Source organism: Nonomuraea fuscirosea, from assembly GCF_035917475.1.
GTDB classification, from domain to species: domain Bacteria; phylum Actinomycetota; class Actinomycetes; order Streptosporangiales; family Streptosporangiaceae; genus Nonomuraea; species Nonomuraea fuscirosea.
Genome location: NZ_CP109074.1, coordinates 1,185,929 through 1,201,239 on the forward strand (window position 1 = coordinate 1,185,929; position 15,311 = coordinate 1,201,239).

The 15,311-nt window shown below is 72.0% G+C and carries 16 protein-coding genes; 6 read left to right on the forward strand and 10 right to left on the reverse strand.

The features are described 5' to 3' along the window. Positions 1–45 precede the first annotated feature (45 nt). The gene (locus OIE67_RS05290) at positions 46–1,008 is read left to right on the forward strand and encodes an SDR family NAD(P)-dependent oxidoreductase (RefSeq protein WP_326637197.1); all 963 of its coding nucleotides are present in this window, start codon (positions 46–48) and stop codon (positions 1,006–1,008) included. Positions 1,009–1,037: 29 nt separating this feature from the next. Here OIE67_RS05290 and OIE67_RS05295 read toward each other — a convergent pair whose 3' ends face one another. Together OIE67_RS05295 and OIE67_RS05300 are read right to left on the reverse strand one after the other, a co-directional pair. Next, on the reverse strand, positions 1,038–1,673 hold the full coding sequence (locus OIE67_RS05295) for a DUF47 domain-containing protein (RefSeq protein ID WP_245955796.1): 636 nt from the start codon (positions 1,671–1,673) through the stop codon (positions 1,038–1,040). A gap of 11 nt (positions 1,674–1,684) precedes the next feature. Beyond that, positions 1,685–2,635, reverse strand: coding sequence for an inorganic phosphate transporter (locus OIE67_RS05300; protein ID WP_326637200.1), 951 nt, complete (start codon positions 2,633–2,635; stop codon positions 1,685–1,687). Positions 2,636–2,824: 189 nt separating this feature from the next. Between OIE67_RS05300 and purU the strand changes: the two genes are divergently transcribed. Next, positions 2,825–3,679 carry a formyltetrahydrofolate deformylase gene (purU, locus tag OIE67_RS05305; protein ID WP_181307339.1) on the forward strand — a complete coding sequence of 285 codons (855 nt, stop codon included), beginning with the start codon at positions 2,825–2,827 and terminating at the stop codon, positions 3,677–3,679. Positions 3,680–3,699: 20 nt separating this feature from the next. Here purU and OIE67_RS05310 read toward each other — a convergent pair whose 3' ends face one another. Beyond that, entirely contained in the window at positions 3,700–4,680 is a 981-nt protein-coding gene (locus OIE67_RS05310; RefSeq protein WP_326637203.1) for an NADP-dependent oxidoreductase, read from the reverse strand. A gap of 97 nt (positions 4,681–4,777) precedes the next feature. On the opposite strand from OIE67_RS05310, the gene OIE67_RS05315 reads away from it, so the two are divergent. Further along, positions 4,778–5,425, forward strand: coding sequence for a TetR/AcrR family transcriptional regulator (locus tag OIE67_RS05315; protein ID WP_326645225.1), 648 nt, complete (start codon positions 4,778–4,780; stop codon positions 5,423–5,425). Between the two features lie 6 nt (positions 5,426–5,431). On the opposite strand, the gene OIE67_RS05320 is transcribed toward OIE67_RS05315, so the two are convergent. From OIE67_RS05320 to OIE67_RS05330, 3 genes are all read right to left on the reverse strand, one after another. Beyond that, positions 5,432–5,782: a VOC family protein gene (locus OIE67_RS05320; RefSeq protein WP_326637205.1), complete on the reverse strand. Its 351-nt coding sequence runs from the start codon at positions 5,780–5,782 to the stop codon at positions 5,432–5,434. Between the two features lie 5 nt (positions 5,783–5,787). Further along, complete coding sequence (locus OIE67_RS05325) at positions 5,788–6,579, reverse strand: helix-turn-helix domain-containing protein (RefSeq protein WP_326637207.1); 792 nt, start codon at positions 6,577–6,579, stop codon at positions 5,788–5,790. 69 nt (positions 6,580–6,648) lie between these two features. Continuing rightward, positions 6,649–8,706, reverse strand: a complete 2,058-nt coding sequence (locus OIE67_RS05330; RefSeq protein WP_326637209.1) for a prolyl oligopeptidase family serine peptidase — start codon at positions 8,704–8,706, stop codon at positions 6,649–6,651. A gap of 282 nt (positions 8,707–8,988) precedes the next feature. Here OIE67_RS05330 and OIE67_RS05335 point away from each other — a divergent pair, with 282 nt between their 5' ends. From OIE67_RS05335 to OIE67_RS05345, 3 genes are read left to right on the forward strand one after another with little or no spacing between them, the layout of a single operon-like run. Then, positions 8,989–9,498 carry an HNH endonuclease gene (locus OIE67_RS05335; RefSeq protein WP_106238406.1) on the forward strand — a complete coding sequence of 170 codons (510 nt, stop codon included), beginning with the start codon at positions 8,989–8,991 and terminating at the stop codon, positions 9,496–9,498. 47 nt (positions 9,499–9,545) lie between these two features. After that, positions 9,546–10,343: a GNAT family N-acetyltransferase gene (locus OIE67_RS05340; RefSeq protein ID WP_326637212.1), complete on the forward strand. Its 798-nt coding sequence runs from the start codon at positions 9,546–9,548 to the stop codon at positions 10,341–10,343. Positions 10,344–10,374: 31 nt separating this feature from the next. Further along, positions 10,375–10,581 carry an FmdB family zinc ribbon protein gene (locus tag OIE67_RS05345; RefSeq protein WP_326637214.1) on the forward strand — a complete coding sequence of 69 codons (207 nt, stop codon included), beginning with the start codon at positions 10,375–10,377 and terminating at the stop codon, positions 10,579–10,581. A 119-nt stretch (positions 10,582–10,700) separates the two neighbouring features. Here the strand turns inward: OIE67_RS05345 and OIE67_RS05350 are convergent, their stop codons facing one another. The 4 genes from OIE67_RS05350 to OIE67_RS05365 form a co-directional block, all read right to left on the reverse strand. Further along, positions 10,701–11,531, reverse strand: coding sequence for a serine hydrolase (locus OIE67_RS05350; protein ID WP_326637216.1), 831 nt, complete (start codon positions 11,529–11,531; stop codon positions 10,701–10,703). Between the two features lie 360 nt (positions 11,532–11,891). Continuing rightward, positions 11,892–12,392 carry a WYL domain-containing protein gene (locus OIE67_RS05355; RefSeq protein WP_181307336.1) on the reverse strand — a complete coding sequence of 167 codons (501 nt, stop codon included), beginning with the start codon at positions 12,390–12,392 and terminating at the stop codon, positions 11,892–11,894. Positions 12,393–12,532: 140 nt separating this feature from the next. Further along, positions 12,533–14,371 (reverse strand): dihydroxy-acid dehydratase, encoded by a 1,839-nt coding sequence (ilvD, locus tag OIE67_RS05360; protein WP_106238392.1) that lies wholly within the window; start codon positions 14,369–14,371, stop codon positions 12,533–12,535. Between the two features lie 144 nt (positions 14,372–14,515). Further along, positions 14,516–15,304, reverse strand: a complete 789-nt coding sequence (locus OIE67_RS05365) for a thioesterase family protein (protein ID WP_326637221.1) — start codon at positions 15,302–15,304, stop codon at positions 14,516–14,518. Positions 15,305–15,311 lie beyond the last annotated feature (7 nt).

A 15,311-nucleotide genomic window follows, 5' to 3' on the forward strand; every position in this document is an offset into this window, starting at 1 on the left:
GCCGGCATTTGACCTGGAGTGCGCTCCAATTCGTACCGTGCAGGCATGACCACACCACAGCACAAGATCGGGTCCGGGTTCGGCGCCAGGAGCACCGCTGAGGAGGTCCTGCGCGGGATCGACCTGTCCGGGAAGCTGGCGATCGTCACCGGCGGCTACTCCGGCATCGGCCTGGAGACCACGCGCGCGCTGGCCGGCGCCGGCGCCCGTGTCGTCGTGCCCGCCCGCCGCCCCGAGGCCGCCAGGGAGGCGGTCGGCGACCTCGACGGGGTCGAGGTGGACGAGCTGGACCTCGGTGACCTCGCGAGCGTACGCGGCTTCGCCGAACGCTTCCTCGCCACCGGCCGCGACGCCGACGTCGTCATCTGCAACGCGGCCGTCATGGCCTGCCCCGAGACGCGCGTCGGCCCCGGCTGGGAGGCGCAGTTCGCCACCAACCACCTCGGCCACTACACGCTGGTCAACCTGCTTTGGACGGCCATCGCCCGTGGCCGGGGCCGGGTGGTGGCCGTCTCGTCCGGCGGCCACCGCCGCTCCGGCATCCGCTGGGACGACGTGATGTCCGAGCGGAGCTACGACAAGTGGCAGGCGTACGGGCAGGCCAAGACCGCGAACGTGCTGTTCGCCGTGCACCTCGACGGGCTCGCCCAGGCCGCCGGCGTCCGCGCGTTCGCCGTGCACCCGGGTGGCATCCTCACCCCGCTCCAGCGGCACCTGCCCAAGGAGGAGATGATGGCGCTGGGCTGGATCGACGAGGAGGGCAACGCGCTGCTGGCCAGTCTCAAGACTCCCGGGCAGGGCGCGGCCACCCAGGTCTGGGCGGCGACGTCACCGCAGCTGGACGGCATGGGCGGCGTCTACTGCGAGGACTGCGACATCGCCGAGCCGACCACCGAGCCGGACGCCCCGTCAGGCGTGCGCCCCTACGCTACCGACCCCGCGGAGGCCGCCCGCCTGTGGGCGCTGTCGGCGGACCTCACGGGCGTCGACGCGTTCGCGTCCCGCTGAACGTCCCCGTCCGTCAGTGCTTGGGGGCGTCAGCGCTTCATCGCGCCGTCGGCGATGGCGTCCGCCGCGTCGCCGATGGCCACGCCGACGATCTCCAGGCGGCGGACGAGCTCCCGCTCCTTCATCGCCTCGGGCGTGATCTCCCCGGAGAAGATCCGCGAGATCTCGTACTGGTACATCCGCCGGATCGCGCCGCCCGCCTTCTTCGCCTCCAGCGCGTCCTGGGCCACCACGGACGGGCGGGAGGCGAGGTCGCGCACGGCGTTCTCCAGCGCGTCGATGCCCACGATGACCTGGTCGAGCAGCGGGGTGAAGCGCATCTGGTCGGGCACCCGGTAGAGGTGCGACTCGCGGACGAAGTCGCGCAGCGAGTCGAGCACGTCGTCGATCGAGCGGGAGAGCCGGAACAGGTCCTCCCGGTCGATGGGCGTGACGAGGGCGGTCTTGAGCTCGTCGATCAGGCGGCCCCGCTCCTCGTCGCCGAGATGCTCGATCGTGCGCATCTGCTCGTGCGCACCCGTCCTGCCCACCTCGCCGCCGATCATGGCCATGGCCAGCCAGGCGCCTTCCTTGGTCGCTTCGAGCTGGCCGAGCAGCGCCTCCGTGAGCGCGCTGTCCATGCGACCGGTCATCAGGTCCTTGATCCGCCGCAGCCGCTTCACCACCGGGGCCCCTTTCACGAGAGTCTCACGCTAGCGAATCCCTTGACCAGCAGGGCCAGGCCCCAGCCCAGCAGCCCGCTGGCCGGGAGCGTCAGCAGCCAGGCCATGACGATCTTGACGGTGGCGTACCAGCGGACCCGGCCGCCGCCCTGGGAGACGCCCGCGCCGATGAGGGCGCCGGCGATGGCCTGGGTCATGCTCACCGGCATGCTCGCGGCGGCGCAGCCGATCACCGCCGCGCCTGCGGCCAGTTCGGCCGCGACCCCGTGCGGCGGACGGGAGACGATGATCTCGCGGCCCAGCGTGCGGCCCGCCCTGGGCAGGCCGTAGAGGGTGCCGAGCCCGAACAGCACGGCCACCAGAACCGTGTACATGGCCGGCGCGCCGGTGAACCCGACCGCGATCATGAACACGGCCAGCATCTTCTGCCCGTCGTTGGCGGCGTACGCGACGGTCTGCAGGAGGAACCCGACCCAGTGCCAGCGCCACAGCCGGCGGGCCGTCGTCGTCTTGACCAGCAGCCGGATGATCATCCAGGCCAGTAGCCCGCCCACGAACGGCGCCGCCACGCCGAACGCGAGCACCAGCGACACCGAACCGGGCGAGACCGGCAGCCCCCACCCCAGCCCGGCGCCGGTGAGACCGCCCACGACGGCCAGGGTGAGACTGGTCGGGCGGCCCTTCGCGCTGAGTACCGTCACCACGCCGAGCGACGAGACCACCGCGATCGTCATCGCGATCCGCCCGCCCGGCGCGTCGAACGAGGCCAGCCGCGTCACGAACGTCAGCGCCACCTGGTGCGTGAAGAGCGGGACGACGGCCACCAGCGTGACCAGAGTGAGAATGCCGGTGGCCGGGCGCACCGTGGGCAGCTTGAGCCCCGTCACGAGGAGCGCACCACCGTCGTTGACCCCGGAGACGACGGCGAACAGACCGGCGACCACCACGAGTATGACCGCGTCCAAAGGCCCCCCGAATACGTTCTGACACCGCGTTATAGCTAATAAGTACCCTAGACCTGCTTAATGATGGACAACAGAAGGAGGAGGACTCGCTTACCCCACGCTCCCGGTACGCTCGACCGTGCCCGCAGACCGGTACGCTGCCCAGCAGCCGCATGGCGCCGCCACGTCCGAGCCCGCGAGAGTGAAGCCATGATCAGCCCCGCCGAATACATCCTGACGCTGTCCTGCCCCGACCGGCCCGGTGTGGTCGCCGCCGTCTCCGGCCTGCTCGCCGGGCACGGGTGCAACATCATCGAGAGCCAGCAGTTCGGCGACCGGGTCGCGCAGCGCTTCTTCATGCGGGTGCAGTTCGCGGCGCCGCTGGGCGAGGACGACCTCAACGCCGCCTTCGCCGCCCTCGCGCCCGACTTCGCCATGGAGTTCAAGCTGCGCGACGTGGCCAGGAAGCCGCGCGTGCTGATCATGGTGAGCAGGTTCGACCACTGCCTGAACGACCTGCTCTACCGCGTCCGGTCGAAGGCGCTCGACATCGAGATCGTCGCCGTCGTCTCCAACCATCCCGACCTGCGCCCGCTCACCCAGTCCAACGGGATCGACTACCACCACCTGCCGGTCACCCCCGAGACCAAGCCGAAGCAGGAGGCCGAGGTCCTCGCGCTGGTCGAGCACTACCAGGTCGACCTCGTGGTGCTGGCCCGCTACATGCAGGTGCTCTCGGAGGACCTCTGCGCGAAGCTGGCCGGCCGGGCGATCAACATCCACCACTCGTTCCTGCCGTCGTTCAAGGGCGCCAAGCCCTACCACCAGGCGCACAGCCGCGGGGTCAAGCTGATCGGCGCGACGGCCCACTACGTGACCGCCGACCTGGACGAGGGGCCGATCATCGAGCAGGAGGTGGCCAGGGTCAACCACAGCCACTCCCCGCAGGACCTGGTGGCGATGGGGCGCGATGTGGAGTGCGTGGCGCTGGCCAGGGCGGTCAGGTGGCACGCCGAGCAGCGGGTGCTGCTCGACGGGCACAAGACCATCATCTTCCCGCGTTAGACGGCCACCACCGGCCGGCGTCAGGCGGTCGTCACCACCAGCTTGCCCCGCACGTGTTTCCGCTCCCAGTCGGCGTAAGCGCGTGCGGCGTCGTCCAGCCGGTAGCGGCGCCCGGCGGTCGAGGGCAGCACGCCCCGCACCGCCAGCCCGGCCACCTCCTCCAGGTCGCCGGGCCTGACCGTCGCGTACAGGGTCTCGAACCCCGTCCCCGGCGCGGGGCTGGGGAAGGCGACGGTGAACAGGCCGCCGCCGGGACGCACGACCGGGGTCAGCGCCGGCAGGTCGCCGCCCGGCAGGGCCAGGTTGACCAGCGCGTCGACGCCGCCGGGATGGCGGCGCAGGGTCTCGGCGCCGACGTCGGCCGACCGGTGGTCGATGGTCTCCGCCGCACCGAGACCCTTCACGTACGTCTCGTCCGCCGGGCTCGCGGTGGCGATCACGTGGACGCCGCGCGCCGCGAGGAGCGGCACCACGGCGCCGCCCACCCCGCCGGTGGCGCCGACGACCAGGACCTTCGTCCCGGCGGCGAAGTCCCAGGCGCGCAGCAGCGGCAGCGCGGTCAGGGCGGCCATGGGCAGGGTGGCGGCGTGCTCGACGGGCAGGCCGGAGGGGCGCGGGGCCAGCGCGGGGGTGGTGGCCTCGAAGACGGCGTACTCGGCCATCGTCCCCGTCGTGAAGGGCGGGGGATCGCAGAGCAGGCGCGCCAGGGCGCCCGCCGACCGTGAGAGGCCCAGCCCGAAGATCTCGTCTCCGGGGGCGAACCGGTCCACGCCCGCGCCGGTGGCCGTCACGGTGCCGGCGAAGTCGCTGCCGAGGACATGCGGAAAGGTCAAGGGAGCCCGCTCCTTGAACGTGCCGCTCACCAGCCGGAGATCGGCGGGGTTGAGCCCGGCCGCCGCGACGCGCACCTGTACCTGGCCGGGGCCGGGTTTCGGGATGGGCAGGTCGGCCAGGCGCAAGGTGTCCGCCCCGCCGTACCGGATCGCCGTCAATGCCTTCATGAGACCTCCACTAAACGGACCATGCGGTCAGGTTGCTGATCGGCAGCATATTATGACCGCACGGTCCGGTTACGGTAGGGTCCCTGTCGTGGGAGCGATGAGAGCCGACGCCGTACGCAACCGGCGGCTGCTGCTGGACGCGGCGGCGGCCGAGCTGGCCGAGCACGGCACCGAGGTCTCCATCGCGCGCATCGCGGCGCGGGCCGGGATCGGCAAGGGCACGGTCTTCCGCCACTTCGCCACCAAGGAGCAACTGCTGCTCGCGATCTTCAGCGATCAGCTCGACGGCATCTCGGCCAGGGGCGAGACCCTGCTCCAGCGGCCCGATCCGGCGGAGGCGCTGCTGGAGTTCATGGCCGCCGCCGTCGAGCTGCAGCTAGCCGACCGCTCCCTGTGCCAGGCGGTCACCGCCGCCATGCGCAGGGAGCCGGTGGTGCGGGCGGCCGGTGACCGGCTGGTCGCGGTCGCTGACGCGCTGACGGCGCGCGCCAGGCGGGCGGGCGACGTACGCGACGACGTGGGCGGGCCGGACATCGTACTGCTGATCAACGCCGTCACGCAGGCCACGATCCCCTTGGGCGACACGGCTCCCGGCCTGTGGCGCCGCTATCTCAGCATGGTCTTCGACGGCCTGCGCCCAGAGGCCGCCCGCCCGCTCCCCGTCCCCGCCCCGCCATCCCTCGCTCCGGCTTCCCTGGCACCGGCTTCCCTCGCTCCGGGGGGAGAGCCCGGCCCGGAGCGATAGATCAGGTCAGGGGCGGTAGGTGCCGAAGAACCAGGGGTTGCCCTCGGGGTCGGCGCAGCCGTACTCGCGCGACCCGTACGGCTGATCGACCAGCGCCATGGTGATCGAGGCCCCCGCCGCCTTCGCCCGGTCGTGGTGGGCGTCCACGTCGTCCACGGCCACGTAGATCCCGGGGCCGCCCGGCCGGCCCCGCCCGATCATGATGATGTCGTCGCCCACGAGCAGCTCGGCGTGGTTGACGACGCCCGCGTCGTCCTTCGAGGTCTCGCGTACGCCGAAGCCGAACGCGCCGGTCAGGAAATCGATCGCGGCCTGGCAGTCCTGGTAGCGGGCGAGTGCGTAAACGGTTCGTGTCATGGGGTTCACGATGCCCGGATCCCGGCTCCGGGTCTTGGACGAATCTGACCGGGCGTCGTGTCGCCCAGCGTCCTGAACTCGCGGTTCATGTGCGCCTGGTCGTAGAAGCCGCAGTCGGCCGCCACCTCGGCCGGAGCCGCTCCCGAGCGCAGCCGCCGTACCGCCCGGCCGAACCTGATCACCCGGGCGGCCGTCTTCGGCGGCAGCCCGACCTGGTCCTGGAAGCGGGCCACGAGATGGCGATGGCTCCAGCCCAGCGACTCGGCCAAAGACGACACCCCGAGCCGCCCGCCCGACTCCAGCAGCCGCGCCCACGCCCACGGCAGCTCGGGCCCCAGGGCCGGGCCCGCCGCGATCCGCTCGCACAGCAGCCGGTCGGCCAGCGCCAGCCGCGCGTGCCACGACGGCGTCCCGGCCAGCCGCTCCACCAGCAGCTCCGCCCACGGCCCGAGCAGGTCGCCGACGGGGAGCACCTGGTTGCGCAGCTGCCGCATCGGCAGCCCGTACAGCCGGCGGGCCCCGAACGGCGTCAGGAAGACCTCCACGCCCTCCGTCGGGCCCGCCGTGCGCGTGACCGTGAATCGGTCGCCCAGCCCGCCGCCGAACGCCGTCACCCGCTGCCCGCCGGCCTCCATCGGGTTGCCGAAGGCGAGGATCAGCACGGCTCCGGGCAGCGCCATCTCCGACCGGGTCACCGGCGCGGCGTAGTGTTCGCGATAGGCGCACAGCCTGGTCACGTACGGCCGCAACGCGGCACTGGGCACGGCCTCGACCATGGCGAGCCCCGGCGACTCCATGCCCTCCAGGCTACCGGCCGGCACGCCCGCCGTCACAGCACGGCGGGCGAGGACGTCAGCGGGCCGGCCTCACAGGCCGGTGTGCCGGGCGAGGAAGGTCAGCGTGTCGGCGGACAGGTCGACGCTCCTGCTCACCGAGCGCGCCCCATGCCCGACCTCGGCCTCGTTGCGCAGCAGCACGGGCCGGTCGGACGTCGAGGCGTGCTGCAGCGCCGCGCACGTCTTCCACGCGTGCAGCGGATGCACCCGCGTGTCGGACTGGAAGACGGTGAACAGCGTCGCCGGATAGGCCACCGACTCGCGTACGTGGTGGTACGGCGAGTAGCCCAGAAGCCAGCCGAACTGCTCGGGATCATCGGCCGAGCCGTACTCGACGTTCCAGGTGGCGCCGAGCCCGAACTTCTCGTAGCGGATCATGTCGAGCAGCGGCGCGGAGCAGACCACGGCCGCGTACAGCTCGGGCCGCTGCGTCAGCGCGGCGCCCACCAGCAGGCCGCCGTTGGAACCACCGGAGATGCCGAGCTGCTCGGGCGTGGTGACGCCGGTGGCGATGAGGTGCTCGGCCGCCGCGTGGAAGTCGTCGAACACGTTCTGCTTGTTGGCCAGCATGCCGGCGCGGTGCCACTCCTCGCCCTCCTCGCCGCCGCCGCGCAGGTTGGCGATGGCGTAGACGCCACCGGCCTCCACCCAGGCCAGGATCGAGGCCGAGTAGCCGGGGGACATGGACAGGCCGAAGCCGCCGTAGCCGTACAGAATGGTCGGCCGCGGGCCCTCGGCCGCATCAGCCGGGGAGATGATCAGCATGCGGACCTCGGTGCCGTCCTTCGAGCGGTAGACCACCTGCTCGGTGCGGACGTCGGGCACCTCGACCGCGCCGGGGGAGGCCGCCCAGAGCGTGGTCTCGCCCGTCCTGGCGTCGTAACGCTGGATGGTCGGCGGCGTGGTGTTGTCGGTGTAGCCGAACCACGCCTCGTGGCCGCCCTCGGGACGCTCGGAGATGCCGCCGATCGTGCCGAGCCCCGGTGTGGGCACCTCGCCGAGGCGCTCGCCGGTCGCCAGGTCGTGCACGCTGATCTCGCTGATGGCGTGGCGGGTCCAGCCCACCAGCATGACCGGGCGCTCCAGGTCGTCGAGGATCGCGAAGTCGGACAGCACCGCCTCGGGGTCCTCGGGGATCAGGTCGCGCCAGTGGTCGAACCCGGGCTCCGCCGGGTCACTGACGCACACCCGGCCCCTGCTCGCGTCGCGGTCGGTGTGGACGTAGAGCCTGCCGTCGCGGCCGAAGACCAGCCCCGTCTGCGCGTCCACGCCCTCCTGCACGACCCGCAGCGCCGGCCGGTCGATCGGCGACTCGGTCAGGTCGGCCACCCACAGGTCGTTGCGCGGCGCCGTGCCCTCGTGGGCGGACACCTGCAGCCAGCGGCCGTCGCGCGAGACGGAGACGCCGTAGTAGTTGGTCATCTTCAGGCCCTGGCCGAAGATCATCACGTCGTCCTCGGTGGAGGTGCCGACGCGGTGCAGGTAGACCCGGCGGTGGAACTGCGACTCGTTCTCCGGCACCTCGGTGCTCGGCAGCCGGCGCACGTAGTAGAACGCCTCACCGCCCGGCAGCCAGGCGATGGGGGAGTAACGGCACCGGTCGATCGGACCCTCGACGCGCGCGCCGGTGGCGACGTCGATGACGTAGAGCACCGACTCCTCGTCGCCGCCCACCGAGATCTGGTACGCCAGCAGCCTGCCCTCCTTGTCGGGCTGCACCGCGTCGAGCGTGGTGAGCCCGGAGGAGTCGATCGCCATCGGGTCGACGAGCGCCCGCTCGGTCCCGTCGGGCTCGGCCACGTAGTAGACGGCGTGCTCCTGGTCGGGGGTGCGGCGCGAGAAGAAGTGACGCCCGCCACGCCAGGCCGGAACGCCGACCGAGCCGGACCTGAGCAGCTCGGCGATGCGGCTCTTGAACCGCTGCGGCCCGCGCTCCTTCGCGAACAGGTCCGCCTGCCCGAGCAGCCAGCCCTTCGTCTCCGGGCTGTCCGGATCCTCCAACCACCGATAAGGGTCGGGAACAGGCGTTTCGTGCATGATGTCGACGACGTCGTCGCGGCGCGCGGTCGGGTACGGCTCTCGGGTCATGTCTCGAACCCTACTGCCAACGGGCATGCGTAAAGCGCTGGTAGAGCGGGCATAAAACGTATCGTGAGTCCCTCTGGTCATTCCGGCAGGAGGATTTTTTGGGGTGGCGGGGACCACGGTGCAAACGCCAGACTTGGTGACAGGACGGTGCCGTGGTGACCATCCGCTGGGCCGTCCGGCGGAGGTCCACGTGACGGAAGCACTAGTGCCCCAGGAGGGGCCGACAGTCGGGACATGCCGCGGCATGTCCCCTTTGATACGCGCGCAGCAGGGAGAGGCCCGATGACGCGCCAAGTCCTGCTGCTCAATGCCACCTACGAGCCACTGACCACCCTCTCGCTGCACCGCGCCGTCGTGCTCGTGCTGCGGGAGAAGGCCGACGTCGTCCACCGTGACGGCAGGGGCGCGGTGCTGCGCTCCGCGAGCCGCACGCTCGACGTGCCGTCGGTGATCAGACTTCGCAGATATGTCCGCATTCCCTACCGGTCCCGCATCCCGCTGACCAGGGCCGCCCTCATGCGGCGCGACGACTACCGCTGCGCCTACTGCGGGCAGCGGGCCGAGACCATCGACCACGTGATCCCCCGGTCCAGGGGCGGCACCCACACCTGGGAAAACTGCGTCGCCTCCTGCACCACCTGCAACCACCGTAAGGCTGACAAATACCTTGAGGAGCTGGGGTGGACGCTGCGCGTCAGCCCCGCGGTGCCCAGAGGCGCCCACTGGCGGCTCATCGGCGCCTCGCTCATCGGCGACCCGCAATGGGCGCCCTACCTCGAGGCCGCCGCCTGAGCCGACCGCATTGAGCCGGAGTGCCACCGCCTGACACCATGCCAGGCATGTGGACCTTCACCTCAGACGTCGAGGAGTACGCCGCGGTCGCCGAGCCGTTCCTGCTCGGCGACCCGGTGCGCAACACCGTGCCGCTGACCATCCTGGCCAACCTGCGGGCCGGCATGCCGGCGAAGGACCTGCTGTTCGGCTGGTGGACGGTGGACGGTGAGGTTCGCGGGGCGGTCTTCCACACGCCGCCGCATCCCGTCGGGCTCTTCGGGGTGCCCGTCGAGGCGGTCGAGGCGTTCGTACGGGCGCGTCCCGGCGGCCTGGCCGCGCTGGTGGGCCCGCTCGACGTGACCGCCGAGGTCACCCGGCTGCTCGGGCCGCCCACGAGGACGGTCTCAGAACGCCTCTACCGGCTCGGCACGCTCACCGTCCCCGACGTGCCCGGCCGGGGCAGGCTCGCCGTGCCGGCCGACTTCCCGCTGCTGGTGAGCTGGTACCAGGCGTTCGGCGAGGAGGTCGCCATGGGCGAGGGCGACGTCGTCGAACGGGTCGCGCGGCGGCTGGCCGGGCGCGAGCTGTTCGTCTGGGAGTCCGGCGAGGCGCCCGTCTCGCTCGCCGCGCTCTCCCCGGCGGCCGGGGGCGTCTGCCGCATCGGCCCGGTCTACACGCCGCCGTCCCGCCGCCGGCGCGGCTACGGCGCCGCCGTCACCGCCTTCGCCAGCCAGACCGGCCTGGCGGAGCGCTGCGAGCAGGTGGTGCTCTTCACCGACCTGGACAACCCCACCAGCAACGCCATCTACCAGGCGATCGGCTACGAACCCGTGGCCGACTACGCCCACCTCACCTACCACTGACCGGCCGGGCTGAGCGGGCTAGGCTTGTGCCATGCCGCGTTACGACTTCCGCTGCCGCGCCTGCGGCTCCACGTTCGAGGTGTCCCGCCCCATGTCCGCCTCCGACGACCCGGCGACCTGCCCCGAAGGGCACGGCGACACCGTCAAACTCCTGTCCACAGTCGCCATGACCGGCGGCGCCGCGGCCCCGAAGGGCGGCGGCGGCGGTTGTTGCGGCGGCGGCTGCTGCGCCTCCTGACCCGTGGGGCGGTCTTCCGTCGCACCGGCCGTGACGACGGGCTGACGGCGCCGGCGGTCAGGCGCCGGTCGTCCAGGCCGGCCGATCCGCCAGGCCGAGGAAGCCTCCCGCGTGCGCGGTCAGGCGCCGGCCACCGCCGGCCACCGATCGAGGACGGTCGTGTCGCCCGGCCGGGTCAGCGCGTCCACCGTCAGCTGGGCCAGCCGCTCGACGGTGGTGACGCCCGTCTCCAGGTCGGGGCTGCGCTCTGACAGTACGGCGAGCAGCAGCTCGTGCCCGCCTACCTGGAGCCGCCCCACGCTGTTGACCGTCCACAACCCGTCGTGGGCGTCGGCGGGCAGCCAGCCGTTCTTGAGCGCGGCCTCACCCTCGGGGGCGGCGGCGCTGATCCCCCACGCCTGCGCCGGCTCCACCGAGGACATGAGCTCCATGACGTAGTGCCGGCTGCGGGCGGTCAGCGGCCCCTCGGGGTCGGTGAGCTGCTCCAGCACCCTGACCTGGTCCGACGGCCGGCTGTGGGTGATCCCCCAGGAGGTGCCGGCGCCGGGCCGGGTGTGCAGGGCGCCGACCTGACGCAGCATCCGGTCCAGCCCTTCCCGGCCGCCGATGGTCAGGTAGAGGTCGTGCGCGCAGTCGTTGTCACTGTGCCGGATCATCCGCGAGGCCAGCTCCCGCTCGTGACCGCTCAGCCGCTCGCCGTCCTTGCCCAGCAGGAGCGCCAGCAGGATGTCCACCTTGGCCACGCTGGCCAGCAGGAACGGGACCCGCTCGCGGAAGGCGTACCGGATGCCGGTCGTGCGGTCGTAGAAGGCCAGGGCCGCGCGGCCGGGGCGCTCACGCAGGTAGCGCCCCAGGGCCCGGTCCAGAGCCCGCCGCTCGACCGGCGGCAGCGCGCTCCCGTCGTCCGGCCCCGGCAGCAGCCGCGCCAGGGCCGCCGGACGCGGCGCCACGTCCGATGTCGTGCCCGACGCCCTGCCTGATGCCCTGCCTGTTGCCCTGTCCGGTGCTGGGGCCGACGCCGTGTCCGGTGGCCTGTGCGGCGGAACGGGACCGCCGACGTAGGTGATCAGCAGGGCGGCGAAGAGCGAGAGCTGCCGAACGCGCATGCCCGGGAGCCTGCCACCCGCCACCCCAACGCCCGGGGACCACCCGGTCAAACTTCACCCACTTCTCCCGCTCGCCGGGCGCGAAAAGGGGACGTCCGACCCCGGATCCACCCTCCGGCCCGTCGACCGGCGGATGCGGCCAGAGGTCGTCCGACCCCCGGCCGGCGAGTGCGGCCGGGAGCGTCCGGGCGGAGGCCGGATCGGTTATGCGGCCGTGATCGCGCGCCGCTTGCGGCGCTGGAAGGGCAGGAAGCGGTCGGCCAGGTGCGGGCGGGACGGGGTGAGCGTCGGCTCGACCGCGATGATCCGGTCGAACCGGAACGCCCTGATCGCCCGGCGCATCCTGCACACCCCGACCAGATACCAGTATTCGCGGTGGACCAGGCACGTCACCGGCTCGACGTCGCGGGCGGTGATGCTGCCCGACGCGTCGCGGTAGTGCAGGCGGATGTTGAGCCGGCTCGTGATGGCGTCGGCCATGAGCCTGGCCCGGGAGGCCACGTCGGTGGGCAGCGGCTCGGTGAGGGTCTCGAGCGTGGTGGCGATGACGTCGTCGTCGAGCTCCAGGTGCTCGAACGCGTGTTGCAGGCCACGCCGGGCGGTGACGGCCTGCGGCCCCGCGCCGAGGTGGGCGAGGGAGAGTGCGAGTGCGGCGATCTCGGCGGTCGTCAGCGGGCGAGTATCGTGCTTCACGACTGTCGTCATACCCAAAGAATACGGACGACCACCGACAATTTTCGAAAACCTGTGCGGCAGACGGCGACATTCCTGTCACCTGCCGCACAGGTCAACGAATCACCGCGTCACTCTGAACGGGGTCACGGATCACCCTGATCAGGCGCGCGTCACTGTGAGAGCTGGGTCAGGTCGCGGGAGGCGCCCGTCGAGGCGGACGTGGTCATCGCCGCGTACGCCTGCAGCGCCACGCTGACCTTCCTGTCACGGTCGCGCGGCCGGTATCCGCCCAGCTCGGCCAGCAGCTTCTCGCGCCGGGCGGCCAGCTCGGCCTCGGGCACGCGCAGCTCCAGCAGCCGGTTGGGGATGTCGATGTCGATGATGTCGCCGTCCTCGACCAGCGCGATCGCGCCGCCCTCGGCCGCCTCGGGAGAGGTGTGCCCGATCGACAGCCCGGAGGTGCCGCCGGAGAAGCGCCCGTCGGTGACCAGCGCGCACACCTTGCCCAGGCCCTTGCCCTTGAGGAAGGACGTCGGGTAGAGCATCTCCTGCATGCCGGGCCCGCCCTTGGGGCCCTCGTAGCGGATGACGACCACGTCGCCGGCCTTGACCCGGCCGCCGAGGATGCCGTCGACCGCCTGCTCCTGCGACTCGAACACCACGGCCGGCCCGCTGAACGTCCAGATCGACTCGTCCACCCCGGCCGTCTTCACCACGGAACCGTCGCGCGAGATGTTGCCGTAGAGCACGGCCAGGCCGCCGTCGGCGGTGTAGGCGTGCTCGCGGTCGCGGATGCAGCCGGCCTCGCGGTCGAGGTCGAGGTCGTCCCAGCGGTTGTCCTGGGAGTACGCCTTGACCGTGCGCACGTTGCCGGGGGCGGCGTGCCACAGCTCGACGGCCTCGGGCTTGACCGACGGGGAGCGCACGTCCCAGGTGGTCAGCAGATCGGCGAGCGTGCCGCCGTTGACCGTGGTCACGTCGCGGTGCAGCAGCCCGGCCCGGTCGAGCTCGCCCAGGATGGCGGGGATGCCGCCGGCGCGGTGGACGTCCTCGACGTGGTATTTGTCCGTGGCCGGGGCGACCTTGCACAGGCACGGCACCCGCAGCGAGATCTCGTTGATCTCCTTGAGCCCGAAGTCGACCTGGGCCTCGCGGGCGGCGGCCAGGATGTGCAGGATCGTGTTGGTCGAGCCGCCCATGGCCACGTCGAGCGTCATCGCGTTCTCGAACGCCTCACGGGTGGCGATCGAGCGCGGCAGCACCGACTCGTCGCCGTCCTCGTAGTAGCGGCGGGTGATCTCGACGAGCTGACGCCCGGCGTCCTCGAACAGCTGCTTGCGCGCCTTGTGCGTGGCCAGGATCGTGCCGTTGCCGGGCAGCCCCAGGCCGATGGCCTCGACCAGGCAGTTCATCGAGTTGGCGGTGAACATGCCGGAGCAGGAGCCGCACGTCGGGCAGGCGTTCTCCTCCATCGCCAGCAGGTCGGCGTCGGAGACGGAGTCGTCGGCCGAGGCGATCATGGGGTCGATCAGGTCGAGCTTCTTGCCGGGCGTCTTGCCGGCCTCCATGGGCCCGCCGGAGACGAAGATCGTCGGGATGTTCAGCCGGAACGCGGCGAGCAGCATGCCGGGCGTGATCTTGTCGCAGTTGGAGACGCAGATCAGCGCGTCCGCGCAGTGGGCCTCGACCATGTATTCGACGGCGTCGGCGATGAGCTCGCGCGACGGCAGCGAGTAGAGCATGCCGCCGTGGCCCATCGCGATGCCGTCGTCGACCGCGATCGTGTTGAACTCGCGCGGGATCGCCCCGGCCTCCCTGATCGCCGCGGACACCACGTCGCCGACCTCGCGCAGATGCACATGGCCCGGCACGAACTGGGTGAAGCTGTTGGCCACCGCGATGATGGGCTTGCCGAAATCGCTCCCGGCTACGCCGGTCGCCCGGAGCAGGGCCCGGGCACCGGCCATATTCCTGCCGTGGGTGACTGTACGTGACCTGAGGGCGGGCATTGGGCTTCTCCCATCGCTAGCGAGTCCTCACATGTTACGGCCGCCGCCCGGCAACTGAGACAACTGTCCATGTGTCGGACGGCCGTTACCGGATCGTGCCCCGCCCCCGCCCGTCGGCAGGACCGCGTACGCGTGAGTCCCCGGCTACTTCCGGTCCGGGAGCCGGACGGCGGCGAGCTGGGTGGCCTGGGCCACGAGGCGGCCCTTGTCGTCCCAGACGTGCGCCACCTCGTCCATCCTCTCACCCGCGATGTCCGTGGCCGCCAGCCGCACCCTGACCGGCCCGGGGGCGGGCAGCCTGCGCAGATAGGCCGACAGCTGGATCGTCGGCACCCATCCCGACAGCCCCAGGTCGAACGAGACCGGCGGCACCGGGTCCAGCGCCACCAGCAGGCTGAGCGGGTCCCAGTCGGAGCCGTCGGCCAGCCGCTGCCAGCTCGCCATCACCCCGCGCCCGGAGGGGGCGCCGGCGGCGAAGGCCAGGTGCTCGGGGTCCAGCCGCTCCTCGATCACGCCCATCAGCGGCACGCTGAAGCTCGCGCCGGGGGGATCGACGGGCACGAGGAAGCAGTCCTGCTCGGGCGGGAGGCGTACCGGCTCGTGCGCCGACCACCACGGGTCCGCGTCGTCCAGCAGGCCCAGCGTGATGTGCGCCTCGACCCGGAGCCGGCCTTCCTGTACGAGAGCGGCCCTGACCTGGGCCACGGTCCTGCCGACGCGCAGCGTCTCGACCCGCGCGACGGCCGGGCCCGGCTCCGGCGGCTCGACGAACGTGCCGCTGACGGCCGTGACGTGCGGATGCCCGCCGCCGGCCACGCTCTCGCCGGCGGCCCGGCCCAGCACGGCCAGGAGGTAACCCCCGTGCAGCCGGCTGCCCACACTCCACTGCGCGTCCAGGGTGGCGGCGAACTCGCCCTCCCTGTACGCCGTCACAGCGGTC